General features: G+C 69.7%; 15 protein-coding genes and 2 pseudogenes. 4 read left to right on the forward strand and 13 right to left on the reverse strand.

What is annotated here, in order from left to right; translation table 11 throughout:
* Window positions 1–296: 296 nt before the first annotated feature.
* Window positions 297–3,347, reverse strand: coding sequence for a VCBS repeat-containing protein (locus OG764_RS08370; RefSeq protein ID WP_328967769.1), 3,051 nt, complete (start codon window positions 3,345–3,347; stop codon window positions 297–299).
* Between the two features lie 996 nt (window positions 3,348–4,343).
* Here OG764_RS08370 and OG764_RS08375 point away from each other — a divergent pair.
* Together OG764_RS08375 and OG764_RS08380 are read left to right on the forward strand one after the other, a co-directional pair.
* Window positions 4,344–11,471, forward strand: a complete 7,128-nt coding sequence (locus OG764_RS08375; protein ID WP_443055869.1) for a polymorphic toxin-type HINT domain-containing protein — start codon at window positions 4,344–4,346, stop codon at window positions 11,469–11,471.
* A gap of 12 nt (window positions 11,472–11,483) precedes the next feature.
* Window positions 11,484–11,744 (forward strand): MafI family immunity protein, encoded by a 261-nt coding sequence (locus OG764_RS08380; RefSeq protein ID WP_328972919.1) that lies wholly within the window; start codon window positions 11,484–11,486, stop codon window positions 11,742–11,744.
* An 83-nt stretch (window positions 11,745–11,827) separates the two neighbouring features.
* Here OG764_RS08380 and OG764_RS08385 read toward each other — a convergent pair.
* From OG764_RS08385 to OG764_RS08430, 10 genes and pseudogenes are all read right to left on the reverse strand, one after another.
* Window positions 11,828–12,441 (reverse strand): annotated as a pseudogene (locus OG764_RS08385) (DinB family protein).
* A 144-nt stretch (window positions 12,442–12,585) separates the two neighbouring features.
* Window positions 12,586–13,599, reverse strand: coding sequence for a TIGR03842 family LLM class F420-dependent oxidoreductase (locus OG764_RS08390; RefSeq protein ID WP_328967771.1), 1,014 nt, complete (start codon window positions 13,597–13,599; stop codon window positions 12,586–12,588).
* A gap of 56 nt (window positions 13,600–13,655) precedes the next feature.
* Entirely contained in the window at window positions 13,656–15,044 is a 1,389-nt protein-coding gene (gene hydA, locus OG764_RS08395; RefSeq protein WP_328967772.1) for a dihydropyrimidinase, read from the reverse strand.
* Between the two features lie 202 nt (window positions 15,045–15,246).
* Window positions 15,247–15,723: pseudogene (locus OG764_RS08400) on the reverse strand (amidohydrolase family protein); the annotation flags it as partial.
* A gap of 17 nt (window positions 15,724–15,740) precedes the next feature.
* Window positions 15,741–16,991, reverse strand: coding sequence for an aspartate aminotransferase family protein (locus OG764_RS08405; protein ID WP_328972920.1), 1,251 nt, complete (start codon window positions 16,989–16,991; stop codon window positions 15,741–15,743).
* A 38-nt stretch (window positions 16,992–17,029) separates the two neighbouring features.
* Complete coding sequence (locus OG764_RS08410; protein WP_328967773.1) at window positions 17,030–17,872, reverse strand: nitrilase-related carbon-nitrogen hydrolase; 843 nt, start codon at window positions 17,870–17,872, stop codon at window positions 17,030–17,032.
* A 212-nt stretch (window positions 17,873–18,084) separates the two neighbouring features.
* Window positions 18,085–19,797 carry a hypothetical protein gene (locus OG764_RS08415; protein WP_328967774.1) on the reverse strand — a complete coding sequence of 571 codons (1,713 nt, stop codon included), beginning with the start codon at window positions 19,795–19,797 and terminating at the stop codon, window positions 18,085–18,087.
* Between the two features lie 45 nt (window positions 19,798–19,842).
* Entirely contained in the window at window positions 19,843–20,235 is a 393-nt protein-coding gene (locus OG764_RS08420) for a PPOX class F420-dependent oxidoreductase (protein WP_328967775.1), read from the reverse strand.
* 27 nt (window positions 20,236–20,262) lie between these two features.
* Window positions 20,263–21,549 (reverse strand): alginate lyase family protein, encoded by a 1,287-nt coding sequence (locus OG764_RS08425; protein WP_328967776.1) that lies wholly within the window; start codon window positions 21,547–21,549, stop codon window positions 20,263–20,265.
* A 58-nt stretch (window positions 21,550–21,607) separates the two neighbouring features.
* Complete coding sequence (locus OG764_RS08430) at window positions 21,608–21,859, reverse strand: helix-turn-helix domain-containing protein (protein WP_328967777.1); 252 nt, start codon at window positions 21,857–21,859, stop codon at window positions 21,608–21,610.
* A 63-nt stretch (window positions 21,860–21,922) separates the two neighbouring features.
* On the opposite strand from OG764_RS08430, the gene map reads away from it, so the two are divergent.
* The gene (gene map / locus OG764_RS08435) at window positions 21,923–22,690 is read left to right on the forward strand and encodes a type I methionyl aminopeptidase (RefSeq protein ID WP_328967778.1); all 768 of its coding nucleotides are present in this window, start codon (window positions 21,923–21,925) and stop codon (window positions 22,688–22,690) included.
* A 57-nt stretch (window positions 22,691–22,747) separates the two neighbouring features.
* Here map and ggt read toward each other — a convergent pair whose 3' ends face one another.
* Window positions 22,748–24,568: a gamma-glutamyltransferase gene (ggt, locus tag OG764_RS08440; protein WP_328967779.1), complete on the reverse strand. Its 1,821-nt coding sequence runs from the start codon at window positions 24,566–24,568 to the stop codon at window positions 22,748–22,750.
* Between the two features lie 67 nt (window positions 24,569–24,635).
* On the opposite strand from ggt, the gene OG764_RS08445 reads away from it, so the two are divergent.
* Window positions 24,636–25,370: a hypothetical protein gene (locus OG764_RS08445; RefSeq protein ID WP_328967780.1), complete on the forward strand. Its 735-nt coding sequence runs from the start codon at window positions 24,636–24,638 to the stop codon at window positions 25,368–25,370.
* On the opposite strand, the gene OG764_RS08450 is transcribed toward OG764_RS08445, so the two are convergent.
* Window positions 25,321–26,640 carry a cytochrome P450 gene (locus tag OG764_RS08450; RefSeq protein ID WP_328967781.1) on the reverse strand — a complete coding sequence of 440 codons (1,320 nt, stop codon included), beginning with the start codon at window positions 26,638–26,640 and terminating at the stop codon, window positions 25,321–25,323. The genes OG764_RS08445 and OG764_RS08450 overlap by 50 nt on opposite strands.
* Between the last annotated feature and the right edge of the window lies 1 nt (window position 26,641).

Here is a 26,641-nt window from a genome sequence, read left to right on the forward strand (position 1 = left end):
GCGATCGCTCGGGTGAGGGAGTCTGAAGCGGTGCGGCTGGAGTTCGCCACCGCCGGTATCCCGCTCCGTCTCGCCGGAGCTCTCACTCGGCTCGTGCGGGCGGGGACGCAGTCTCCTGACGGGCTGAGCGTCCGGCTCAGCCAGGCTGAGCTCTCTCAGACGATCGGGGCGTCCCGCAATGCCGTGGGTTCAGCCATCAAGCCGTGGAGAGAGCGAGGCTGGCCTGAGCGCCTCGGGCTCGCACCACTGCCCACGCTCCAAGCCCTGTGCGGTCCGCACAGGGCTTGGAACCTGCGTCAGCCGATGGCCATCTTCTGGGTCCAGCCGATGCTTCCTGCCGTGTTGGCAATGATCACCGTGCCGCCACCGGGAAGGGAGTCGGCCTTGCCTGCGTAGAAGCGCACGGCGCCGTCCTTCGCGATTGTCCAGACGTCGGGAATACCGTCGCCGTTGGCGTCGGGTGTACCGAACAGCAGGCGTACGTTCTCGCGTTGCCAGCCGGCCGTGCCGTACGTGATGTCCACACCGCCCGGAGAGGCCGAGTTCGCCGCCGCGGCGAGCGAGCTCGGGTCGACACCGCCGTCCGGGTCGGGCTTGCCGAGGCGCAGGAACAGTTTGCCTTCGGTGTGGTTTCGGTAGATGACGTCTGCGACGCCGTCCTTGTTGACGTCCTGGGCGGTGACGAGGTCTCGGTCGGTCCAGGCTGATGTCGAGAGGCGGGTGGCTTGCTCGACCAGGGCTCCGTTGTAGCCGGTGAACATCCAGAACTCGCTGCCGGAGGTGACGAAGAAGTCCGGCTTTCCGTCTCCCGTTGCGTCTCCGGCGGCCATGATCTGGCGGTAGTCGGCTGGATCGGGTGCGTTCGGCGGGAGCAGGATTTCCTGGCGCTCGTCGATGTTGACGGCGCCGTAGCCGTCGCCGGGGTAGACCCAGAGTTTGCCGTCCTTGCGGGCAATGAGGTCTTGCATGCCGTCGGCGCCGTAGACGTCGCCGTTGTGGGTGATGAGGGTGTTCTTCCAGTACCCGGAGGGGGCGCCTGCGTAGGTGGGCTGGCCGTCGTTGCCGTTGGGGTCCTTGGCCGGATTGCTGCGGTAGGCACCCGACATGGAGAACCCGAGGTCGCCTGTGCCCTTGGCGAGGTCGGTCTGCGATTCGGACGGGTACAGGCGCAGGTTGCCGTTGGCGTCGACGACCATCATGTCCGGCAGTTTGTCACCGGTGAAGTCGCCGGGAGTGTCCGGCTGGTCCCGCGGGGTCAGGTAGAAGAGGTACTTGCGGGGCTCGGAGCGGTGTTCTGCGCCGTCGACGGCGCGGACGTAGAGCACGTTCGGGCCTGCCAGCGGCGGTTTGGCGTTGGAGACCGTCGTGATGGTGGTCGTGGCGGCGCCTGCGGTGCGTTCGGCCTTGAAGGGATACGCACCTTGGTTGAAGCCGTACTCGAAGTAGGCGACGTCAGTCTGGGCAGCCCGGAACCGGAAAGTGCCGGCTTCGCCGAACTTCTTGACACTCCAGAGCGAGTCCTCGCCGTCGTTGCCGAAGCCGTTGTCATCGCCGTCGGCGTCCGGGAAGTCGGTGGAGGTCACGATCGGTGGGGAGGGCCGTGAGCTGTCGAACACGAATCGGCACGGGGTCTTGGCCGGGGCGTAGGAGGTGGAGGCCGAGCCCGTCTTGTCCACGGTCTTGGCGTGCCACGAGTAGGTCTGGCCGTCCACCAGTTTCAGTCCGCCCGCAACGTTGCCGGTGGGGATGGGGTCCGTGTGCGTGCTGGCCTTGTACCCGTTGACGGGTGCTTTGCCCTTGGCGCCGAGCAGGTTGGTGCTTCCGCCGGTCTTCCACAGTTCGAACATGACGGAGGACAGGTTGCCGTCGTCGTCCTTGGCTTCGGCCCAGAAGGTGAGGGACGACGCGCCGACATTGATGTACGGGGCGTTGGTGTCGCAGCTGAAGTCGGGTGCGAGGTCGAGCTTGGCCGGCGGGGAGGGGCGGCGGTTGTAGTCCAACTGGACGTACGGGTCGCTGCCGCCATCGGCCTGGAACTTCTTCCACGCGTACTGGTCGTACTCGTTGACGGCCTTGAACCCGATGGTCATCGTCGGCCAGCCGCCGTTGACGGCACGTTGGGCCGTGGGCTTCACATCGAATCTGACGTAGTTGTCCGGGCAGGAGCTTGACTTCCAGCCGTGCGCAAAGGTGTCACCGCCGATCTTGTTGCCCTTGTGCATAGGCGGCGCGTTCTTCCAAGTGGTCGTCTTGGTGATGGGCGTCGTGATGTGAACGTCCATGCTCCGTTTGCTGCACGACCAGGAGTAGGTCTCCAGTGCGTACAGCCATGCCTTCTCGACGACGGCGCCCTTCAGGTCCTTCTCCCAGTCGATGCTGAAGAAGGAGCGGGAGGTTCCCCAGGTGTCGGACTCGAAGCCGACGCGGGCCTCGTGGGTTCCCTTGTTGAAGTTCTTGCCGTTGTAGAAGCTGGCGTACGGGTGCCTGTCGTAGACCGTCGTCCAGTCGTTGGTGTGCTTGTTGACCGAGGGGTCGATGAACACGGGGTAGACCGTCGAGGGGTCGTCCAGGAATGCCTGGTCGGGCGTGACGGTCCAGGCGGTGCCCTCGAGGTCGGTCTCGACGATCGTGCCGTGCGAGTCCGGCTGCGGGCCGTTCACTGCGGGCAGCGACAGGGTTGCTGCCGCGCCGGTCCGGGAGGGCTCGGGGCTCGGCTCCGCCGGGACTGAAGGCGCTGTTCCCGTGCCGGTGGTCTCAGACGGTTCCGGTGCCTCGTCGCTCACGCTCGGCACCACCTCGTTGAAGATGTCGCCGTCATCGCCGTCATTGACGGAGTCCGTCGGCTCCGGAGTGACCGTGGCCGACTCCTCGGGCTCGGGCACCACGGGCTCGCCCGAGTCACTGGGCAGTACCTCGGGTCCGGGATCAGCTGTGCCGCCGCCCTCCCCGTTCGTCTGCGCGGGGATGCCCGCACTGTCCCACATCAGCGGGGTCGGGGACTCGGCGACGTCGTCGCCGTTCTCGTCGACCGCGCTGATGATCCGGGTCAGGGGGTCGAGGGCGAAGGTGAGGTCGGTCGAGGAGAGACCGTAGGAGAGTTGCGCGACCTTCGGGTTCGCTGCTGCTGCGCGGGTCTTTACGACGAGCAGCTGGGCGAACCCGCCGTCGTCTGCGGTGAGCACCAGGTCGGCACCCGGGAGGATCTCCGGATAGAGGGCCCGCGAACCGTCAATGATCGGTGTGGGGATAGCGTCCGGCCAGGTCACGACGATGTCGTGCTCGCCCACGGTGAGAGTGGCGAGGACGTTGCCCGTGCCGGGGGTGACGTCACCTGGCAGAAGGGACACTCGGCGCACGGAGGCGCGCGAAGCCCGCTGAGACGCCTTGCCCGGAGCGCTGGCCCCGGGCGAGAAGGTCATATTCGTGTTTGTCGCCTTCGGTGACCAGCCGCCCTCAACCTTGGCCAGGTTGGTATCGATGGGCTTCCAGACGCCGCCCACGCGGGCCCGGATCGGGCTCGCGTGAATTCGACGCGTCATCCCGCCACCGGGCTTCGCCCACGTCGTCGAGTAGGCGGTCCTCTTGGCTGTTGCCTCGACGGGCTTTCCCGTCCGGGCAGCCTTGATCACAGCCTCGGCTTCACCAATGGGAACGGTGGTCCGAGAAGTCTGTGAATCCTGTGTGCGGCCACCACCGTTCGACTGATTGAGGCCGACGTACGCCAGCCCGGAGGCCAGCACGACGGCCGAAACGCCGACCGCCAGTGCACGGCGACCGGGCATGCGGCGCCCTCTTGTCGTCATGAGTGGAATTCCCTTTCCCCCATAAAATCGGCCCGTGCCGATGGTTTTCGGACAGGCCCCGCCCCGTCCCACATCACGCGGCTGCAGTTCCCCCCGCTCGCGATGGCGACGTGCAGATCATGACTCAAGAGGAAGTCGCAGTCATGCAGTTGCACATCCGCATCTAGGGGCCCCCATGGCAGTTGAACTCGACCAGAGTGGAGCAGGACGCACCGACCTCCCTCCCCCAAAAGGTCCAAATAAGGGCAAATCGCTTCATCACCCAACGCACCCTGGTGCCATTTTTGGCGACACAGAAGCATTATCCGATTACTCCGAGCCGCACTTGGATGCCCCTGTTGCCCTAAAGGCATAGAAAGTCCATGACCAATAGCGATTACACCAGTGCACTGCGTGAGGATTGTCACTTGGCGGGTTGGCCGCTGGCGTTTCCTCCTCGCAACTGCACAGAATCAGCAACGCTTGATATGGGGATCATGTGGCCTCTACCCAGGGCCTGTTCTGGAGTCCGGGGGGACTTTCGTGCCAGCCTTTCCGTCCATGCGCCGCCGCCTGCACACCGCAGTCGTGCCATTCCTCGGCGCCGCGATGCTCGTTGCGCTTCTGCCAGCACAGGCATTGGCACAGCCACCCGATCCGGATGCAGGCACTGAGGATGTGGCGCGGGGGCCGCTGGTCTTGGAAGGGCTACCGGCCGACAGGTTCGCCTCGGGGCGGAACCGCGATGCCAACCTCGAGCGCCTCGGGGCACCCGTTCCGTTGAACCTCGAGCAGGCGCCAAACGGGACGACGACCCGGCCGCCGGCGGCTGCGGGCACGGTGACCTTCGGAACTGGGGTCCAGACGGCCGCCTTCGCCACGCCTGCGGCGGATCCCGCACCGGTCGCACCCAAGCCGGTCGGCAGCCTCCCCGTGAAGATCGGCCAGGCTGAGGGTGCGCCAGCCCCGACCGGCACCTGGCAGGTGGACATGGCCAGCCCGACCTCCGCGGTCTCCGACGGCATCGACGCCACCGTCCTCACAATGACCGCACCGGTCTCGGGCTCGGTACCGGTTTCCGTGCAGGTCGACTACCAGGATTTCCAGAACTACTACGGTGCGGACTGGGCCTCACGCATCCGCCTGGTCCAGTTCCCGGAGTGCTACGCCACCACTCCGGACGTCGAGGCGTGCCAGCAGTACGAAGAGCTGGAGACGGTCAACGACACCAAGACGAAAACGGTCACGGCCACCGTAGACACCACGGCTGACGGCACGACCGTGCCAGTGTTCGCTCCGCAGTCCACGGGTTCCGGCTCCGGTGTAGTCCAGGCCGCCTACGTTCAGCCCGTCGCGGCAGGCGGGGACAAGGCTGTCGTCGCCGCGATCGACTCCGGTAGCGGCGAGGGAGGTTCTTTCAAGACCACTCCTCTGAGCGGGAGTGGCAAGTGGACCGCAGGCAGCTCGTCGGGCGGCTTCACCTGGTCCTACCCGCTGACGGTCCCACCGGCCCCCGCGGGCCCGGCCCCGAGTATCAGCTTCAACTACAACTCGCAGTGGGTGGACGGCAAGACTGCGACCAGCTCCCCGCAGGCCTCTTGGATCGGCGAGGGCTGGGACTACGATCCGGGCCACATCGAGCGGCGCTACCGTTCTTGCAAGGACGACACGAAGGCCACTGCGGCGGGCACACCCAACAACACCGCCAAGAAGGACAAGTCGTTCGACCTGTGCTGGGTCTCGTTCAACGCCGTGTTGTCGCTCAACGGCCGCACCACCGAGCTGGTGCGCGAGAGCCCGACCAGCAACATCTACCGGTCGAGCAATGACGACGGCACCCGCGCCGAGCTGAAGACCGGCGGGGACAACGGCGACAACGACGGTGAGCACTGGATCGTCACGACCACCGACGGCACGAAGTACTACTACGGCCTGAACAAGATCGGTGACGGTCACGCCGACACCGGCTCAGTCGCCACGGTGCCCGTCTTCGGCAACCACCCGGGCGAGCCCTGCTACGCCTCCGCCTTCGCAACCTCGCGCTGTGGCGCGGGCAAGCAGCAGGCCTGGCAATGGGGCCTCGACAAGGTCGTCGACGTCCACGGCAACGCAATGATCGTGAACTGGACGCGAGGCACCAACTACTACTCGGTCAACAAGAAGTTCAAGACGCCGGAGAAGTACTACCGCTTCGCCATACCGGACTCCATCGAGTACGGCCTGCGAGACGCCGACCTCGGCGGAACCCCCGCAGCGAAGGTCGACTTCGGCCTCTACCAGCGCTGCCTCGCTTCTGGCACGGCCTGCGACTCCGAGAAGTTCGACAACACCAAGGACCCCGCCTCCTACCGGCCGTGGTGGGACACCCCCGGCAACCTCAACTGCAAGTCCGACTCGAAGCTCTGCCCCGCCTTCCCGTCGTTCTGGTCCCGGATGCGGCTCGGCAGCGTCACCACCTACGCCACCCGCCCAGGAGCCACCGGGCTGGTCAAGGTGGACTCGTACGTCCTCAAGCAGTCTTTCCCGCGCGACTGGTACAGCACTTCTCCGAGCCTGTGGCTGAACGGGATCACCCGCTACGCCTACGCTGCCGGAGCCACCAGCGGCACGCTCCTTTCCAAAGCCGGCGTCAGCTTCGAGCCGTACACCGTCGGACCCACCGACCCGCTGTCCGGCTACCTCAAGGACAAGCAGCTGCCCAACCTGGTCCGCAAGGACAGCAAGGACCAGCGGCCCGCCTTCACCCGCCCCCGCATCGGCACCGTCAACACCGAGCACGGCGGCCAGATCGACGTGGTCTACAAGGGCGGCTGCCAGTACCAGCCGAGCGTGGCCCCCGAGGACAACCACGGCACCTGCTTCCCCACCCGCTGGTCCCCGGACGGCGAAGAGAAGAAGCCGGCGCTGGCCTGGTTCAACAAGTACGTCGTCGACTCGGTCACCGAGACAGACAAGATCACCGGAGTCTCCGACCGCGTCACGACCTTCTACGCCTACTCCGGCGCGGCCTGGGGCAAGTCCGACGACGAGTTCACCAAGCCGGAGCTGCGCACCTACAGCGACTGGCGCGGCTTTCAGCAGGTGGCCACGGCCAAGGGCCGCAAGGTGAGCACAAGCCCGCAGACCCAGTCGTATTCCGTCTCTCGCTACTTCCGCGGCGCGGGCGGTGCGGTCAAGGACTCCACTGGTACCCGGACGCTGATCGCCGACGACCAGCCGCAGTACGCGGGCATGGAAGCGGAGACCATCGTCTACGAAGGGAAAGGCGGCAGAGTCCTCAAGCGGATCCTCAACTACCCCTGGTCGAAGGACACTGCCTCACGTGACCGCGACGGGGGCGCCGGCCCGCTGGTCGCATACCGCGCCGGCGTGAAGCGGACCGACGAGATCCAGACCGTGGGCACCACTTGGCAGGCCGTCCGAACCGAGACGACGCCCGACCCGACGTACTCACTGCCCGCGCAGATCGAGACCTCGGTGGTCAAGCCCAACGGCACGGGTGAGACCTCCAGCGACTTCACCTGCACCGTCAACGCTTACGTCCACAACACCGACCTCAACCTGATCGGCCTCACCAGCAAGTCCCGCAAGACGGCCACGTCCTGCGAGGACTACCCCACCGCCAGTGGCGCCACCCAGCTCATAAGCGCGGACGCGTACTACTACGACAACCTCACCTTCGGCGCCGAACCCACCAAGGGCCTGGTCACCACGAAGGCCGAGTCGAACGACGACGGCACGCACTACAGCGTCGTCACCACCATGACCTACGACCCGCTCGGACGCGTGCGCACCGTCAAGAAGCCGGTGGTGGGCACCACCGAGACCCAGTACACCCCGGGCGACACCGGTGGCCCCATCACCTCGATCAAGTCGATCAACCCCAAGGGCCACAGCAGTGTCACCACCACGGACCCGGGCCGCGGACTCGCCCTGTCCGTCACCGACACCAACGGCCGCACGTCGCGCATGGAGTACGACGTGTTCGGCCGACTGGTCAAAGGATGGTCGGCGAACCGCTCTGCCGGCACGCAGAAGCCCGACGTCATGGTGAGCTACCAGACGGCCGAGGCGACGACCTCCGTCACCCGCCCGTCCGCCGTCACCGTCTCCACCATCAAGGACGACGACTCCTACGCCCGGCAGATCACGATCTTCGACGGCCTGATGCGGCCGGTGCAGACCCAGAAGCAGGCACACGGCCCCGGTCGCATCGTCGCCGACACGCGCTACAACGACCACGGCTTGCCCTCGGAAGTCACGACCGGCTACCTCGTCAAGGGCGAGCCGGAGGCCACGCAGTTCATGCGTGTCTCGGACACCCTCGTCCCGATGCTGACCCGCACGCTCTACGACGGCCAGGAGCGGCCCGTCCGTGCCACCAACTTCCGCGGTGGCGTGTCAGCGAACTACAGCCGGTGGGTCTACGGAGACACCAACACCATCGCCTACCCGCCCGGCGGAGCCGCCCCGGCGGTGAACACATGGACCGACGCCCTCGGCCGGGTGGTGAAGATCCAGCACGCCGCAACCAGCTCGACCTGGCGCACAACGACGTACGGATACGACACCCGCGGCAACCAGGACAAGATCACCGACCCAGCCGGCAGCACATGGTCCTACACCTTCGACACCCGTCACCGCGTGGTGGGCACCAGGGATCCTGACACCGGGCTCACCACAAGCGAGTGGGACGACGCCGACCGCAAGGTCAGCACCACGGATGCCCGCGGCACCGTCTACACGACGTACGACCAGCTGGACCGCGTGACCGCGATCCGCAACGGTACGGCCACCGGCACGCCGGAGAAGGAGTTCACGTACGACACCCTGCCGGGAGCTGTGGGTCAGCCCGTCGCGTCGATCCGGCATGACGAGAGCGGCGACTACATCAGTCGCATCACCGGCTACGACACCGAGTACCGGCCCACGGGCCGCGAGACGGTCGTCCCCGCCAACACCATGACGGCGGGCCTCTCCGGCACCTACGCCTACTCCTACGCGTACACCCCAACAGGCAAGCCGCTCTCGGTCACTCTGCCGGCGAAGGGCGGCCTGGCCGCCGAGAAGGTCGCCACCCGCTACAACAACGACGGCCTGCCGAAATCCACCTCGGGCGCCAGCTGGTACACGAGCAACGTCACCTACTCGGCGTTCGGCGAGGTGCTGCGCACGGTGAGCGGCCCCCAGCCGTACCGCGTGTGGACGACGAACATCGTCAACGATCACACCGGCCAGCTCCAGCGCGCCGTGGTGGACCGCGAGACCCCCGACTCCCACCGAATCAGCAACACCTACTACTCCTACGACTACGCGGGGAACATCACCTCGCAGAGCAGGCGCCTCACCGACGGCGCAGTCTCCACGTGGGACACCCAGTGCTACACGCACGACCTGATGGGCGAACTTGTCCACGCCTGGACGTCCACCATCACGCCCAACAACGCGGGCACGGGCTGCAAGAGCTCCGACGGCACCACGTGGGGCGCCCGGTCCGACGGTCGCGCCGTCCGCGGCCCCATTGCCAAGGCACCGGACAGCAAGTCCGACACGAATACACCGGACGCAGACCTCGGCGCATCGCTGGGCGCGGCTGCCCCGGCCGCCGGCACGGTATCCGCAGGCTCCACGGGCTACTGGGACAGCTACACGTTTGATCTCCTGGGCAACCGGGCGAGCCTGGTCAAGCACGATCCGGCGGACGCGACAAAGAACGTGGAGCTGACGTACGGCTACGGCAAGCTCGTCACCGGCAACGGCACCACGCCGGCGTCCGTCGACCAGCCGCACACGCTGACCTCGGTGGCCTCGGTGCCTGCCGGCACCAGCAGCACGTACATCTACGACAGCTACGGAAACACCACGACGCGCGCGCTGCCCGGCGAAACTCAGAACCTGACGTGGACGCGAGAGAACCGGCTCGACACGATCAAGAACGGTTCTGCGACCACCAAGTACGTCTACGACGCACTGGGCAACCGCATCCTGGAGAACTCTCCGTCCGGCAGCGTGCTCTACCTCGGCGACACGGAAATCACCACGTCCGCCGGCAAGATCACCCGCGCCAGCCGCAGCTACTCCCACCCCGGCGCCCCCACGGTGGTCCGGTCCACGAACGGGACGACGACCGGCCACAAGCTCGACGTCCTCCTGACCGACCAGGTCGGCACGGCCACGACCACCGTCGGGGTCAGCGCCGGTCAGCCGATCACCCGCAGGGCCTTCAAACCCTACGGAGAGGTCCGCGGCAGCAAGCCGGCCGCATGGCCGAACAAGCGCAGCTTCCTCGGCGTTGGCGTTGACGACCCGACGGGTCTGACGCACATCGGCGCTCGCGAATACGACTCCAGCAGCGGCCGCTTCATATCGGCCGACCCCGTCATGAACATCGCGAGCCCGCTCCAGATGAACGGGTACGCCTATGCGGACAACAACCCGGTCACCCACTCCGACCCGACGGGCCTTTGCGCAGAGATCGACTGCGGAACCCGTCCGACCCCGGATCACGAGAACACGACCCCAGGCCGCACCCCTGGACCGGCCAAGCTGACGGACAGCGGTCGCGTCCACCAGAACAACGTCCGCAACGGCCGCGCAGCGAATACCCAGGCCAGGTGCGGGTTCGGCGGTCTGGCCTGCAATACGGTGCGCACGTGCCAGCAGCAGCAGATCTTCTGCGGAATCGTCAGCAAGGCACCGCAGGCCACTGTCACCATGAACAAGATCGTAGCGGTGGCCAAGGAAACACTCGGCATCACCGAGTACGAGAACTGCAAGACCTACGACCTCTGGGCCTGCGCCGAACTGACGAAGGACGCCATCCTGGCCTCGAAACTCCGACTCGGCGCAAAACTTGCCGAGGGCGCGGTCGAGGCAATCGATGAAATCATGGACTCAGCCCCCCGACCGGGATGCAGGTGCTTCCTTGCGGGGACCAAGGTCCTTCTTCCCGGCGGGAAGACCAAGAAGATTGAAGAAGTAAAGATCGGCGACGAAGTCTGGGCCACGGATCCGGTAACGGGCAAGTCCGGCAAGCGCAAGGTCACGCGCCTGATCGTCACACGAGCCGACAAGCACTTCAACAAGCTGTCCATAGCAACAAAGCAGGGAATCGAAAGTCTCACCGCAACCCACGAGCACCCCTTCTGGTCCCCGTCCCGCCGCACATGGGTCGAAGCCCGCAACCTCACCCCGGGATCAACACTGCTGACGGAGTCGGGAGACACCGTCATCGTCACGGCGAACAAGCCCTTCACGAAGCGTGCTACGACGTACAACCTCACAGTCGACGACCTGCACACGTACTATGTACTCGCTGGTCAGACGCCGATCCTCGTACATAATTCGAATTGCCCTACCGGCGTGGGGCGAGAGCTAATCGATGGACAGGCTCAATTCCACATCATTCATGGAGACAAGACGGGCGGTGGCCATAAGTGGCCAGGGCAGGCTGGGAAAAGCGTCTTCCCTCCGAATTGGGGAACGGACGATATCCTCGACGCCGTGGCCGATGTGGCGACAAGTCCAAACAGCAAGTGGGACTGGGTTAAGGGGCCTCAGGGGTCTACCTACACAAAGAAGGGAAGCGCTTCACGTGTGGCGATCACAGGCACTCACAGCGGCGTAGATATCAAAGTCATCTATGAGCCGGCATCCAATCGCATCATAACCGGATACCCGTATAAGTGAGAGTTGCCTAAAATGCAGTATCCGCCCTACCGTACCGCGATCGAGGAACTCCTAGAGGACTCACCGATCACTCGCGAGGATGTGATCAAGAATGTTCGCGAATTCTTGATAGTGGGCGAGTATGGACTGGCCTTCGATACCATGTGCAGCTGGATTTACGAGGATGATCTTGTGATCTCTTCCTCGTATCATGGTCGACTGCGGGAACTCGCGGAAGATATGGACGCTGTAGAAGTTGTGGAGAATCTCCAAGAGCACATCCACGACGAGTGACGGCAACGCGGCAAACTCCGGTGGCACTCACGAGACGGCTCGTGGGGCCACCGGCGTTTGCAGCCGGACCATACGCCGCCAAGCTACGGCGCGTCGCCCACACCATCCCCTTTAGCCTCGGTTGGTGCGGCCGTCCTGGCGGCCTGCTCGATTTTCGCGAAGTAGGCGGCACGGGCTTCCTCGGTGATCGGCTGCTCGTTTTCGGCGCGCACTCCGGTCCGGCCGTCGAGGCCCTCGCGCAGCATGTCGGCGTGCCCGGCATGCCGGATGGACTCGCCGAGGAGGAATGTACGAGGATGGCGAACAGGTTCGTGTTGGGATAAGGCTCCGGCCACCACGGCGCGTGGCCGGGGGCGTCGAGGGGAAGCTCGTTGATCGTCGCGTCCGAGTGTTCCCACGTGCGCCGGTAGAACCCGATGATCTGATCGCGGGTCTCGTCCCCGGTCGCCCATTGATCGCTGCCATCGGAGTCCTGCCACCGGCACAGCGGTTCCGGCGAAGGGCGGTCGAAGACCTCACCGAAGTACCTGGCCTCGACCGTGGCCACATGTTTGACCAGGCCGAGGAGGTTGGTCCCGGTCGCTGTCAGAGGCCGGCACACATCGTATTCGGACAAGCCATCGAGCTTCCAGAGCAGCGCTTCACGGTCCCGCCGCAGTCTCTTGTGCAGGTTGTCTTTCGCGAACCGATCGATCATGCGGCACGAGCCTGCCATGGGCTGCTCGTGGTCTCAAGATCCCGTACGTGGGAAGCAACGACTGCCGGAGCCGTGGTCAGCTATGGTCACGGCTCCGACCTGCGGGGTCCGACTCTTGGGTCGGCCCCGCCCCACTTGCGAGCGTCAGTCGAACAACGGGATGATATCGGAGCCGTACGCGTCGATGGTTGCTTCCCGCGCGTCGTGCATGTCGTAGACGGCGAACTGATCGACGCCGAGGGCACGCAGGGCTCGCAGTTTCTCAATGTGGGCCTCCGGCGGGCCCAGAAGACAGAAGCGGTCGACGATCTCGTCGGGGACGAAGTCCGTGGACGGATTCCCGGCGCGGCCGTGGTGGCTGTAGTCGTAGCCCTGGCGGGCCTTGATGTACTCGGTGAGTTCGTCGGGGACCATGGAGGAGTGCTCGCCGTAGCGGGAGACGAGGTCGGCGACGTGGTTGCCGACCATTCCGCCGAACCAGCGGCACTGGTCGCGGGCGTGGGCGAGGGCCTCGGGCGAGTCGTCGGACGTGACGTACGCCGGGGCGGCCACGCAGATGGTGATGGACGCCGGGTCTCGGCCCACCTCGGTCGCGGCCTGCCGTACCGCCTTGACCATCCACTCCGTAAGGAACGGGTCGGCGAGCTGGAGGATGAAGCCGTCGGCCTTCTGCCCGGCCAGCGCCAGCGCCTTGGGTCCGTACGCGGCCATCCAGACGGGCAGCTTCCCGTCTCGGATCCAGGGGATGCGGATCGGGTTGCCGTCGACCTGCGCTTCGCGTCCCTCGGCGAGGTCCCGGATGACGTCGATGGCCTCGCCCAGGCGTGCCAGGGTGTTGGGCGCGCGCCCGGCGACCCGCATCGCCGAGTCGCCGCGCCCGATCCCGCAGACGGTGCGGTTGCCGTACATGTCGTTCAGGGTGGCGAAGGTGGAGGCGGTGACCTCCCAGGTACGCGTACCTGGGTTCGTGACCATCGGGCCCACGTGCATGCGCTGGGTGTTGGCGAGGATCTGGCTGTAGATGACGAACGGTTCCTGCCAGAGGACCGCGGAGTCGAAGGTCCAGCCGTAGCGGAACCCGTTGCGCTCGGCGCGCTTCATGAGGCTGATGACCTGGGAGGCGGGCGGGTCGGTCTGCAGGACGAGTCCGAAGTCCATGCGTCGCTCCTTGCGGGAGGGCGCGGGCGCCGGGGCGTGCAGGCCCCGGCGCCCGGCTAGAGGTACTGGCAGGTGGAACGGTGGGCGAAGGCCCCGTGGCCGGCCCGGCCCACGTACTCACGGCGGTCGATGACGAGTTCGCCGCGCGAGAACACAGTGTCGACGCGTCCGGTGATCCGCTTGCCCTCGTACGCCGAATAGTCCACGTTCATGTGGTGGGTCTCGGCGGAGATGACCTGCTCGGCGTGCGGGTCGTAGATGACGATGTCCGCGTCCGAGCCGGGGGCGACGGTGCCCTTCTGGGGGTACAGGCCGAACATCCGGGCCGGGGTGGCGCAGGCGATCTCGATCCAGCGGTGGCGGCTGATGTGTCCGTCGACGACGGCCTGATGGAGGAGGTCCATGCGGTTCTCCACCCCCGGCAGCCCGTTCGGGATCTTGGAGAAGTCCCCGCGGCCCAGCTCCTTTTGGCCGCGGAAGCAGAACGGGCAGTGGTCGGTGGAGACCACCTGGAGGTCGTTCGTCCGCAGCCCCCGCCACAGCGCCGCCTGATGCTCGCGCGGCCGCAGCGGGGTGGAGCAGACGTACTTGGCGCCCTCGAAGTCCGGTTCGGCGAGGTTGTCGGTGGAGAGGAAGAGGTACTGCGGGCAGGTCTCGCCGAAGACCGGGAGCCCCTTGTCGCGGGCCGCGGCCAGTTCGGCGACCGCCTCCTCCGCCGATACGTGGACGACGTACAGCGGGGCACCGGCCACCCGGGCGAGCTGGATCGCCCGGTGCGTGGCCTCCGCCTCCAGCAGCGCCTTGCGGACCTCGCCGTGGAAGCGCGGATCCGTCTCACCGCGCGCCAGCGCCTGTTCGACGAGGACGTCGATGGCAAGGCCGTTCTCCGCGTGCATCATGATCAGGCCGCCGTTGGAGGACGCCCGCTGCATCGCGCGCAGGATCTGACCGTCATCCGAATAAAACACTCCCGGATATGCCATAAACAATTTAAACGAACTTACGCCTTCTTCGACGAGCCCGTCCATTTCCTTGAGCGTGTGCTCGTTGACGTCCGACACGATCATGTGAAATGCATAGTCGATCGCGCATTTACCGTCGGCCTTTCCGTACCAGGTGTCCAAACCAGATCGCAGGGATTGCCCTTGCGATTGGACCGCGAAGTCGATGATCGTAGTCGTACCGCCCCAGGCCGCGGCTCGCGTCCCGGTCTCGAACGTGTCCGACGCGAAGGTGCCACCGAATGGCAGCTCCATGTGGGTGTGCGCGTCGACCCCACCCGGGATCACATATTTCCGGGAGGCATCGATCACCCGATCGGCCGTCCAGTCCTGGCTGCCTGTGGTCGCCATCGCCACGACGCGGCCGCCCTCGATCAGAACATCCGCGTGCAGCTCTTCGGCAGCGGTGATCACAAGGCCGCCGGTAATGAGAGTTCTGGTCATATCCGAGGAATCCCTTCCCGTCAGAATGCCGGAGTCGGAGGGCCACCGACGGGGGTACCGAACGGAATGCAGTATCCCCGTCGGCCGCAGCAGCCAGCGCCATGCCGGCGTACCGCGACGCGATGCCGCGCATCGCTCATCACGTGGCTCCCGAACCGACTAGGTCGCCGAGTCCCCGTGAAGATTCCTGGTCACGCGAGCCAATGAAACTCTTGAAGGAGGTGATGCCCTCCTCCACCAGCAGGTCCATCTCCTTCAGGGAGCCCTCGTTGACGTCCGAGAGGATCATGTGGAAGGCGTAGTCGATCGCGCAGTTGCCGTCGGCTTTGGCGTACCAGGTGTCGAGGCCCTCGCGCAGGGTGTGGCCCACGCTCTGGACGGCGAAGTCCACGATGGTGGTGGTGCCGCCCCAGGCGGCGGCCCGGGTGCCGGTCTCGAAGGTGTCGGAGGCGGCGGTGCCGCCGAAGGGCAGTTCCATGTGGGTGTGGGCGTCGACGCCGCCGGGGATGACGTACTTCCTGGTGGCGTCGATGGTCCGGTCGGCGGTCCAGCTGTCGGCCGCGGCGGTGCCGTGCGCGGCCAGTGCGGCGATCCGGCCGTCCTCGATCAGTACGTCCGCGTGGATCTCGTCGGCGGCGGTGACGACGAGACCGCCGCGGATCAGGGTGCGCGTGCTCATGGGGCGGCTCCCGCCGACTAGAGGCTCCTGAGGGCCTGTTCGAGGATTTCGGCGCCTTCTTCCGCCTCGGCGACGGTGAGGGAGAGCGGCGGCGCGATGCGCAGCACGCTGGTGTCGTGCCCGCCGCCGCGGCCGATCAGCAGTCCGGCGGCCCGGGTGGCTTCGAGTACGGCGGCGGTCGCCTCGGGGTGGGCCCGGTCGGTGCCGGGGTGGGTGAGTTCGATGCCGGCCATCAGGCCGCGGCCGCGGACGTCGCGGACGTGCGGGACGGTGGCGCCGATGGCGCGCAGCCGTTCCAGCAGGAGTCCGCCGACCCGGCGGGCGTTGCCCTGGAGGTCGTGTTCGAGGAGGTAGCCGAGGTTGGCGAGGCCGGCGGCCATGGTGACCGGGGAGCCGCCGAAGGTGGAGATGGAGTTGGCGTCGAGGCAGTTCATGACCTCGGCGCGGGCCACAACCCCGCCGATGGACATGCCGTTGCCGATGCCCTTGGCGAAGGTGAGGATGTCGGGCGGGCCGTTCTCGGCGTGGGCCTGCCAGCCCCAGAAGTGGTCGCCGGTGCGGCCCCAGCCGGTCTGCACCTCGTCGCTGATCCACAGGATGCCGTGCCGGTCGAGCACCTCGCGGAAGGCGGCGTACAGGCCGTCGGGCGGGGAGGTGAAGCCGCCGATGCCCTGGATCGGTTCGGCGATCAGGGCGGCCACCGAGCCGCGGGTCTGGCCGAGCACGTCCTGGAGGTCGGCGACGCACGCCTCGGTGAACTGCGCGTCGGTCAGGGCGGCGAAGGGGCCGCGGGTGCGGACGGCGCCGTGCACGTAGAGGGTCTGGAGCGGGGAGAGGCTCGTCGGGGACCAGCCGCGGTTGCCGGTGATGGAGACGGTCGAGAAGGAACGGCCGTGGTAGCTGTTGCGCATGGCCAGGACCTGGTTCGAGCGCCGGTACGTGGTCGCCAGCAGCAGGGCGGCGTCGTTGGCCTCGGTGCCCGAGGTGGTGAAGAAGACCCTGGCGTCGGGGATGCCGGAGAGCGCGGCGACGCGCTCGGCGAGCTCGACCATGGGCCGGTTGAGGTAGAGGGTGGAGGAGTGGATGATCCGGCCGGCCTGGTCGGCGACCGCCTTGGTGACCTCGGGGAGGGCGTGGGCGGTCATGGTGGTGAGGATGCCGGCGAAGAAGTCGAGGTAGCGGTTGCCTTCGGCGTCCCAGACGTGGCGGCCCTCGCCGTGGGTGATCTCCAGGGGGCGGTCGTAGTAGAGGGCCATCCAGTCGGGCATGACCCCGCGGTGGCGGCTGTGCAGGGAGAGCGGCGAGATCACGGCTGGACCAGTCCTCCGTAGGCGTCGGGGCGGCGGTCTCGATAGAACGCCCACTGGGTGCGGACCTCGTCGATCAGGTCGAAGTCGAGGTCGCGGACGACGAGTTCCTCCTCCTTGTCGCTCGCGGTGTCCCCGACGAAGCGGCCGCGCGGGTCGACGAAGTAGCTCGTGCCGTAGAAGTCGTTGTCGCCGTACTGCTCTTGGCCGACCCGGTTGATGGCGGCGATGAAGTACTCGTTGGCGACGGCGGAGGCGGGCTGCTCCAGCTGCCAGAGGTGGCTGGAGAGGCTGCGGGAGGTGGCGGACGGGTTGTAGACGAGCTGGGCGCCGCCCAGGCCCAACTGGCGCCACCCTTCCGGGAAGTGGCGGTCGTAGCAGATGTACACGCCGACCTTGCCGACGGCCGTGTCGAACACGGGCCAGCCGAGGTTGCCCGGACGGAAGTAGTACTTCTCCCAGAAGCCCCTGACCTGCGGGATGTGGTGCTTGCGGTACTTGCCGAGGTAGCTTCCGTCGGCGTCGATGACGGCCGCGGTGTTGTAGTAGAAGCCGGACTGCTCGACCTCGAAGACCGGGACGACGATCACCATGGACGTCTCGCGGGCGAGCTCCTGCATCCGGCGGACGGTCGGGCCGTCGGGCACCGGTTCGGCCCACCGGAAGTGCTCCGGCTCCTGGACCTGGCAGAAGTACGGGGCGTTGAACACTTCCTGGAACCCGATGATCTGGGCGCCCTGGCGTGCCGCCTCCCGGGCGCGTTCCTCGTGTTTGAGGATCATGGATTCGCTGTCGCCGGTCCAGGAGGCCTGGACCAGTGCGGCGCGGACGATGTGGGCCATGAGCTGCTCCTTCGACGGGACGTCAGAGAGCTTCTACGCACGTAGACGGAATGCGTAGATAGGAGAACGTAAGCCCCGTCCGGGACCTGGGCAAGACCATCGCCGTCAACCGGCAGAGTCGATCATGTTCTGCCGGATGGTGATCGGTTCCGCGCACGGACCGGACAGTTCAGGCCACCGCGCGGCAGCTTCGGCTGTCCGGTGCGCGCTCGCTAACCGACGGCGACGCCGGCCACGCGCAGGGCGTGGAGCAGCTCGCGGTGGCGGCTCTCGGAGACCCCGCGGGCGGCGGTCAGCAGCCGGGGCGCGAGGCGCTGCGGGTCCTGCCGGGCCAGCCGCGCCGACTCCTCGGCCGTCCGCACCTGCACGAAGGCCCCGAGCAGGGCGCCCGCCTCGCGGTCCCGGCCGGCCGCGGTCAGCACCAGGGCCGCGTCCGCGATCTCGGCGGCCGGGCGGACCACGCCCTGGCGCAGCAGCCGGCCGCAGTCGGCCTCCCGGCCGGCCGCGCTGAGGGCGGCCGCGGCGGCGGCGAGCCGCGCGGGCGGCAGCGAGGCCGCCTCCCAGAGCAGGGTGGCCCAGTCGGCGCCGAGCCCGGCCCGCTCCAACTGTCCGGCGAGCGCGGGCAACAGGGGCGCCGGCCAGGCCGCCGCCTCACAGAGCAGCACGTGCGCCTCGCCGGTACGGCCGCCGGCCCGCAGCCCTACGAGCTCCGCGACCCGCGCGGCGATGTCGGGCGTGGCGGCGGGGGCGGGCTCGGCCGCCGGGAATCCGGGCGCGGGCGCGGGCCCCGGGGCCGGCGGGCCGGCCTGGGCGCCCGACCGGTCCACCCCGCTGCGGCCCCGCGCAGCGGGGTCCGGCGCGGCCCCGGGACCGGATCCGAAGCCGGGCTCGGGCCCCAAGCCTGCCCCGGGCTGGGAGCCGACTCCGGGCTCGAAGCCGGGCGCGACCCCGGACCCGGATACGAAGTCGGGCGCGAGCCGGACGCCGGATCCGGATGCGGATGCGAAGCCCGGCCCGGACTCCGGTCCGGGCACGAAGCCCGACCCGTGACCGGATGCGAGGTCCGGGTCCGGCCCGTGTCCGAAGCCGGGCGCGGGCGCGGGCCCGCCGCCGACCCCGCCGCCGCCATGGGTGCCGGTCGGCGGATCGGCCGGGGCGGGTACGGGGTCGGGGGCGGGGGCGTAGCGGGCGCCGCGCGGGGCGGGGGCCGGAGAGGCTGGCGGTGCGGGCTGTCGGTGGGTGGGGGCCGGGTCGGGGGTGGGGGCGTAGCGGGCGCCCCGGCCGCGGGCACCGCCGCGCAGCCGGCGGCCGGTGCCGCCCAGGGCGCGCTGCCGCGCGGCCTCGTCCGGGGCGGCGGCCGCGCCCGGGGTGGTGGCCTCGTTCGGGACGGCGGCCGCGCCGGCGGTCGCGCGGGCGGCCAGGTCCTCCAGGCGGGCGGTGAGGTCCGCGCAGCGGGAGCGGGCGCGGGCCAGGTCGTCGTGGGTCCAGGACAGTTCGCGGGTGAGCGCCTCGGCCCGCGCGTGGCCGGTGGCGGCCTGGAGCTGCGCGGTCAGCTGCTGGAGGGCGGCCTCCGAGCCGCTCCGCTGCGCCTGCGCGGCCGCCAGCAGTTCGGCCAACTCGACTTGGCCGCCCGGCCGTTGGTCGTGGGCGGTAACGGCGGCAGCGCGCAGCCGGGCGGCGACGGCGCTCTCCCGTGCGGCCGGCTGCGGCCCGCGCAGCTCCGCGAAGTCGTGCAGCAGGGACTGGAGTACGTCCCAGGGCGGGATGGCGGCGCCGTGCAGACAGGCCCGCATGCCGTCCGGATCGCGCCTGAGGAACTCCGCGTACCAGCCGGTCGCGGGATCGAGGAGATCGGTCAATCCCCGCATGTGTGCGGCGAGTCGGTCCACGGGGCCGGTCGAGCCTGTCGCTTCTCCGCTGTCCATGGCCGCATTGCATCGCACCCGTGTTACGGGCGGGCTACGGGAGCCTCAAAGGTTGACGGCGGGTGAGAGGGCGATTGCGGTGTGCGGTCGGCGACCCAGCCGGGCGAGCGTGGCGGGCCAGTCGACGGCCCAGAACTGCCAGGTGTACTTGCGGGCGAGCAGCTTGCGCACCCGGCGGGTGCCGGCCTCGTCGAGCAGCCGGGCGACGGCGGCCGTCTCCGGCGCTTCCGGTACGGTCCGGCCCCGGACGTCGCACGCGGTGAGGACGACCCGCGGATTGTTGCGGATCCGCTTGACCTTCCAGGAGTCGGTGCGCGTCCACACGAACAGCTCGCCCCCGTCGGCGGCGGCCCACACGGGCGTGGCGACGGGGGTGCCGTCCTTCTTGAAGGTGGTGAGGCTGACGTACTTGCCGCGGCCGAGCTCTTCCAGGGTCATGGGCCGAGGGTAGGCGGGCCGTACGGATCAGACGGCGCCGGGGGTCCCTGCCCCGCCGGCCCCCACAGAAGCCCCCGCAGCAGCACCCGCCGAGGCACCCGCGACCGCCCCGGTCGCGTGGGTGAGCGTCTCCCAGGCCACGAACAGGTCGTCGGTGCCGGCCGGCCGCATCCGCCGCGCCAGCTCGCGGGTCAGCGGCAGCCGCGCTCCCGTGCGGCCCTCGTAGTGGGCGAGCGCGACCTCCAGGTCAGGGCCCATCGTGCGCTCGACCGTGCCGCCGCACAGCCAGTCGGGCGCCTTCTCGCCGAGCTGGTGGCGGGCGTGGAACTCCATGGCCTTGGTGAGCCGCTCGGCTTCCTCCCCGTACAGGTCGACGCCCTGGAGCCAGGCGGTCTCGGCGATGTGCGCGGAGGCGGCGAGCGCGTACCCGACGTGCATGAGGTTGCGGCAGGTCTCCTGGGCAAGGCCGTCCCGGTAGGTGCCCTGGCCGAACCAGTACGCCTTGACCTGGTCAGGGGTGTCGATGCCGGCGCGGGCGGGCGCCTTGGGCCGCGGGCCGTCGGAGGCGAGGTAGAAGTAGGCGGGGACCCGGTCCCGGAAGCGGCGCAGCGACTCGGCGAAGACCTCCTGGTCCTCGAGGAACACCGCGATGGCGATGGAGGCGTCGGTCATGGCCAGTTCCCAGTTGCCGTTGAAGGCGGGGACCTGGTCGCGGACGGTGGGCAGGTAGGCCGTGCGCAGCATGTCCTGGAAGCGCCGGACCCGCGGGGCCCGCCAGGCCGGGTAACCGGCGTGCACGATGTCGGCGGCCCGGGCCCAGGTGGCGCCGGCCCAGGCGGCCTGGAGTCCGGCGTTGCCGCCGGTGTGCCCGGTCATGACGGCCGACCAGTCGTCCATGATCTCGACGGCCTTGCGGGCGTGCGCGGTGTCGCCGGTGACCGACCAGAGCAGGGCGTGGGTGTAGGCGGCGATGGCGTCCTGGCGTTCGTCGAGGCAGGACTGCGGTCCCGCGTCGAACGGGCAGGGGACCACGTCGGCGGGGTGGGCGGTGTAGCCGGGCGCGGCGTACCGGCTCCCGGCGAGCGCCGCGTGGGCCGAGGCCCAGGGCTCGGCTCCCTGGGCGACCATCTTCTTGGCGTGTGCCAGTTGGGCGCGGCCGACGACGACTCCGGGGTGGCGGAAGTCGACGTCGGTGACGCTCTTGCCGTGGGCCCGGCCGTCGGGTGCGGCGCAGGCGGCGAGGAGAAGTCCCGCCGCGAGCAGTACTCCGACGACTCCGAGGCCGAGTCGCTTGGATGCGTTCAGTTCAGACACGCGTTCACGTGTGCCCCGCCGGGGCGGCGCCGCACCGCGGATTGCGCCGAACGGACCCTCAGAGGGGCAGCAGCGCGCAGCGCCGGACCAGGTCGTCCATGGAGAGGCCGAGGGCGTCGGCGAGCGCGGCCACGGTGAAGAAGGCGGGGGTGGGGGCCCGGCCGGTCTCGATCTTGCGCAGGGTTTCGGCGGAGAGTCCGGCCTGGGCGGCGACGTCGACCATGCTGCGGCCGCCGCGGGCCTCGCGCAGCAGCAGGCCGAGCCGCTCGCCGCGCTCACGCTCTTCGGGGGTCAGGGGGGTGCGCACCATGACGTCATTCTAATACCGGATCCCCCGCCGGCACCCCATTCTTATACCGGTATAGTAATGGGCATGGTTGAGTTGAAGACGGAACAGTCCATCGCCCGCATGCGGGACGCCGGCCGGGTCGTGGCCCGCACCCTCCAGGCCGTACGGGAGGCCGCCGCGGTCGGCGTGACCCTCACCGACCTGGACCAGGTGGCGCGGCGGGTACTGGCCGGGGCGGGCGCCGGGTCCCCCTTCCTGGGCTACCGCCCGTCGTTCGCCCCGGTGCCCTTCCCCGCCGTGGTGTGCGCGTCCGTCAACGACGCGATCGTGCACGGCATCCCGGACGGCTACCGGCTGCGCGACGGCGACCTCGTCAGCATCGACTGCGGCGCCGTGCTCGACGGCTGGGTGGGCGACGCGGCCGTCAGCTTCACGGTGGGCCGGGCCCGCCCCGAGGACCTCGCCCTGATCGAGGCGGCCGAGGCGGCCCTGCGCGCGGGCATCGCCGCGGCCGTGCCCGGCAACCGCATCGGCGACATCGCGCACGCCATCGGCCGGGTCTGCCGGGGCGCCGGCTACGGCATCCCGGACGGATTCGGCGGCCACGGCGTGGGCCGCACCATGCACGAGGACCCGGGCGTGCCCAACGAGGGCCCGCCCGGCCGCGGCACGAAGCTGCGCGCCGGCATGGTGCTGGCCATCGAGCCGATGGTGATCGCCGGCGGCGGGGACGACTACCTGACCGACGGCGACGGCTGGACGCTGCGCACCACGGACGGCAGCCGGGCCGCGCACGCCGAGCACACCGTGGCGATCACCGCCGCCGGCCCGAGGATCCTCACCGCCCTGTGACGCGCGGGCCCCGGCCCGTACGGACGATCCCGTCCGGGCCGGGGCCGGACGGCACCGCTACCGCCCGTACGGGCGCACCACCATCGCGGAGCCGCCGCCGCGCCGGGTGGTTTCCGCGGCGGCCAGCCAGCGGCCGTCCCGGAGGCGCTGCACGCCGGTCGCCGCGCCGATCTCGGGATTCAGCCGGAAGCCGTGGCCCAGCGCCTCCAGTTCGGCCCGCAGCGGGCTGTTCCACAGGGCCGGTTCGAGCTCGGTGGTGGCCTGGTTGCGCTGGCTGGCGCGCGGCGCGGCGATCGCGTCGACCAGCGGCAGGCCGCGGTCCAGGTGCCCGATCAGGGTCTGGAGCACCGTGGTGATGATGGTCGCGCCCCCCGGGGAGCCCACGGCGAGCACCGGACGGCCGTGCTCCAGCACGATCGTCGGGGAGATCGAGGAGCGCGGCCGCTTGCCGGGACCGGGCAGGTTCGGGTCGGGCACGCCGGGCGCCGCCGGGGCGAAGGAGAAGTCCGTCAGCTCGTTGTTGAGCAGGAAGCCGCGGCCCGGCACGGTGATCGCGCTGCCGCCGGTGGACTCGATGGTCAGCGTGTACGACACCACGTTGCCCCAGCGGTCCGCGGTGGTCAGGTGCGTGGTGTTCTCCCCCTCGTACGTGGTCGGGGCGGCCTTGCCGGTGTGCGCGCAGCGCGCCGGGTGCCGCGGGTCGCCGGGCGCCAGCGGGCTGGTCAGGGCGCGGGCCGGGTCGATCAGGCAGCCGCGGGAGTCGGCGTACCGCTGGGAGAGCAGCTGACGGGTGGGCACGTCCTCGAACGCGGGGTCCCCGACCCACCGGCCGCGGTCCGCGAAGGAGATCCGGCTGGCCTCGATGTACCGGTGCAGGTACTGCGCCTGGCTCAGGGCGCCGAGGTCGGAACGCTCCAGGATGTTGAGGGCCTCGCCGACGGTGGTGCCGCCCGAGGACGAGGGGGCCATCGAGTAGACGTCCAGCCCGCGGTAGCCCACCCGGGTGGGGTCCTGGCGCTTGACGGCGTACCCGGCGAGGTCCGCGGTGGTCAGGTCGCCGGCCCGCACGACGCGGGTGGCGGCCGGGTCCACGGGGGGCTTGCGCACCGCGCGGACGATGTCCCCGGCGAGCCGGCCGCGGTAGAGCGAGGCCGTGCCCGTACGGCCCAGTTCGGCGTACGTGTCGGCCAGTTCGGGGTTCTTGAAGGTGCTGCCGACCACGGGCAGCACCCCGCCGGGCAGGAACAGCCGCGCGGTGTCGGGGAAGTCCCGGAACCGGGCCTCGTTCAGCTCGGTCTGGGCGCGGAAGGTGGCGTCCACCGGGAACCCGTCGCGGGCCAGCTTCTCGGCGGGCCGCAGCAGGGTCCGCAGCGGCCGCGAGCCCCAGCTGTCGAGGACGGCGCGCCAGGTCGCGGGGGTGCCGGGGACGCCGACGCCCAGGCCGCTGGTCTGGCCCTCGGCGAAGGGGATGGGCGCGCCGTTCTCCTGGAACAGGTGCGCGTCCGCGGTGGCGGGCGCGGTCTCGCGCCCGTCGACGGTGAACACCCGCCGCCGGGAGGCGTCGTAGTACACGAAGTAGCCCCCGCCGCCGATGCCCGCCGAGTACGGCTCGGTGACGCCGAGCGCTGCGGCGGTGGCGACGGCGGCGTCCACGGCGTTGCCGCCCGCGCGGAGCACGGCGATGCCCGCGGCGGAGGCGTCCGCGTCGGCACTGGCGACGGCCCCGCCGTAGCCGACGGCGACCGGCACCTTCGGCGGGGTGGCACGGGCGGGCGCGGCAGGCGGGGCGGCCCCGGTGGGCGGGGCGGTCGCACCCGTCGCGGCGAGGGCCGCGGCGAGGGCGAGCAGGGCCAGGGAGCGTGTGCGGGAGCGGCGCATCAAGACCTCCGGTCAACGGCGACCCGCGCAGAGTAACTTCGCGGCGGCTGCCACTACCATCCCGCGCATGAACGAAGACTTGCGCAACGTCCTCCTCGGAGTGATAGGCACCGGCGTCAGCGGGTCCCTGGGATGGTTCGCCCGGACCTACCTCTGGCTGCGCAGGCTCCGCCGCAAGCAGGCCTTCTTCGGGCTGCCCACCGGGTCGGACTGCCTGTTCGTCGTCAACCGCCAGATGGGCGGAACCGAGGGCTCGGTGCACCGGCACGACGCATTCGCGCTGCTGGAGATCTCCGCCCTGATCAAGGACTGCGGGGCGAACGTACAGATCGTCACGCACGACGGGGCCCGCCAGGGCTTCGGCGAGCGGGCCGAGTTCTGTGTCGGCGGGCCCGCCTCCAACCTGCGCACCGCCGCCCACCTGGCGTCCATGCTGCCGGGGGTGGATGTCGACACGAGCACCGCGGAGGGCCCGGACCGGGGCGCGCTGCGGGTCGGCGGGGAGACCTACCGGTGGCGCAAGGGCGTCGTCGAGCACGTCCTGCTGGCCCGGCTGACCACCGAGGAGGGGGCGCGCCCGGTGTTCCTGGTGAGCGGGCAGACCGCGGTCAGCAACCAGGCCGCGGCCCGCTACCTGGCCCGCCACCACGAGCGGCTGGCCCGCCGGTACGGCAGCGGGCCGTTCGTGCTGCTGCTGAAGGTGGTCAACTCCCGCGCGTACGGCCCGGATGTGACCGAGCTCGTCGCCGACGTCACCGCGGTGGCGCGGACACCCGAAGCGGCAGCCGTGTCAGACCGTTGATGAAGTTGGAGACCAGCCGGCGCGGCGGGCCCGCGAGTTCGGGGGCCGGCATCGCGGCGAGCCACTCCTCGTACAGGGTGCGCAGCTGGAGCCGGGCGAAGTGCGCGCCCAGGCAGACGTGCGGCCCGTCGCCGAAGGAGACGTGCGGGTTCGGACTGCGGCCGAGGTCGAGGCGGAGCGGGTCGGCGAAGACGCGCTCGTCGTGGTTGGCGGCGGCGTGGAAGACGACCACCTTGTCGCCGCGCGCGATGCGCTGTCCCGCGAGTTCGGTGTCGGCGGCCGCGGTGCGGCGGAAGCTGAGCACCGGCGGGTGGACGCGCAGGAGTTCCTCGACGGCGCTCGCCGTGCCCACCTCGCCCGCGCGCAGCCGCCGGTACTCCCCCGGCGCGCCGGCCAGCGCCAGCAGTCCGCCGGGGGCGGCGCTGCGCACGGTGTCGTTGCCGGCGACGGTCAGCAGGAAGAAGAACATCTCCAGTTCGGCGTCGTCGAGCCCGGCCCCGGCCAGCACGGTCATGACGTCGTCCGCCGGGCGCCGGCGCTTGTACGCGGCCAGCTCGCGGGCGTAGCCGAACATCTCGCCGAGCAGGGCGGGCGAGCGCGGGTTGAGGGGCCGGCCCGCGGCGTCGAGGACCGGGGCGGGCGCGTCCTCGGGGTCCTGGTAGCCGATGATCCGCACCGTCCAGTCGAGGAGCAGTCCGCGGTCGGCGGCCGGTACGCCCAACAGGTCGGTCAGGTTGAGCAGCGCGTACTCGTCGGTGACGGTCCGCACCACGTCGGCGGCGCCGTCCTCGGCGTGCTCCCGGGCGGCCGCGAGCAGGGTGCGGGCGCGCTCGCGCACCCTGCCGGCGAAGGCCTCGACGCGGGCCGGGGTGAAGGCCCGTGAGACCAGCCGGCGGAGCCTGCCGTGGTCGGAGGGGGGCTCCCCGGAGCCGCAGGGCCCCGGGTAGGGGTCCTGGTTGAGCATGGTGCGCCGCAGGAAGGGCAGGTCGGCCGGGTCGGGGTCGCGGATCTGGGTGGCCCCGAGGTACGAGGACCAGGTGCGGGCGTCCTTGAGGACGCGGACCACGTCGGCGTGCCGGGTGACCGCCCAGAAGCCGGGGCCGGCCGGCCAGCCCAGCACCTCGGGCTCGGCCTGCCAGGCCACCGGGTACCGGTCGCGCAGCAGCCGGTAGGCCCGGTGTGGCGGCCCGGCGGCGTGGATCCGCGGGTCGAAGACGTCCGGCACCCCGTCGGACGGCGGTGGCGCCGCCCCGGGTGCGTCCGGCGCCATG

It is taken from the genome of Streptomyces sp. NBC_00239, assembly GCF_036194065.1.
In the GTDB taxonomy this organism is placed as follows: Bacteria; Actinomycetota; Actinomycetes; order Streptomycetales; family Streptomycetaceae; genus Streptomyces.

Coding starts and splice junctions, on each gene's coding strand:
- OG764_RS08375 (WP_443055869.1), top strand. CDS start 4,344: ATGCGCCGCCGCCTGCACACCGCAGTCGTGCCATTCCTCGGCGCCGCG.
- OG764_RS08380 (WP_328972919.1), top strand. CDS start 11,484: ATGCAGTATCCGCCCTACCGTACCGCGATCGAGGAACTCCTAGAGGAC.
- OG764_RS08390 (WP_328967771.1), bottom strand. CDS start 13,599: ATGGACTTCGGACTCGTCCTGCAGACCGACCCGCCCGCCTCCCAGGTC.
- hydA (WP_328967772.1), bottom strand. CDS start 15,044: ATGACCAGAACTCTCATTACCGGCGGCCTTGTGATCACCGCTGCCGAA.
- OG764_RS08405 (WP_328972920.1), bottom strand. CDS start 16,991: ATGCCCGACTGGATGGCCCTCTACTACGACCGCCCCCTGGAGATCACC.
- OG764_RS08410 (WP_328967773.1), bottom strand. CDS start 17,872: ATGGCCCACATCGTCCGCGCCGCACTGGTCCAGGCCTCCTGGACCGGC.
- OG764_RS08415 (WP_328967774.1), bottom strand. CDS start 19,797: ATGGACAGCGGAGAAGCGACAGGCTCGACCGGCCCCGTGGACCGACTC.
- OG764_RS08420 (WP_328967775.1), bottom strand. CDS start 20,235: ATGACCCTGGAAGAGCTCGGCCGCGGCAAGTACGTCAGCCTCACCACC.
- OG764_RS08430 (WP_328967777.1), bottom strand. CDS start 21,859: ATGGTGCGCACCCCCCTGACCCCCGAAGAGCGTGAGCGCGGCGAGCGG.
- map (WP_328967778.1), top strand. CDS start 21,923: ATGGTTGAGTTGAAGACGGAACAGTCCATCGCCCGCATGCGGGACGCC.
- ggt (WP_328967779.1), bottom strand. CDS start 24,568: ATGCGCCGCTCCCGCACACGCTCCCTGGCCCTGCTCGCCCTCGCCGCG.
- OG764_RS08445 (WP_328967780.1), top strand. CDS start 24,636: ATGAACGAAGACTTGCGCAACGTCCTCCTCGGAGTGATAGGCACCGGC.
- OG764_RS08450 (WP_328967781.1), bottom strand. CDS start 26,640: ATGGCGCCGGACGCACCCGGGGCGGCGCCACCGCCGTCCGACGGGGTG.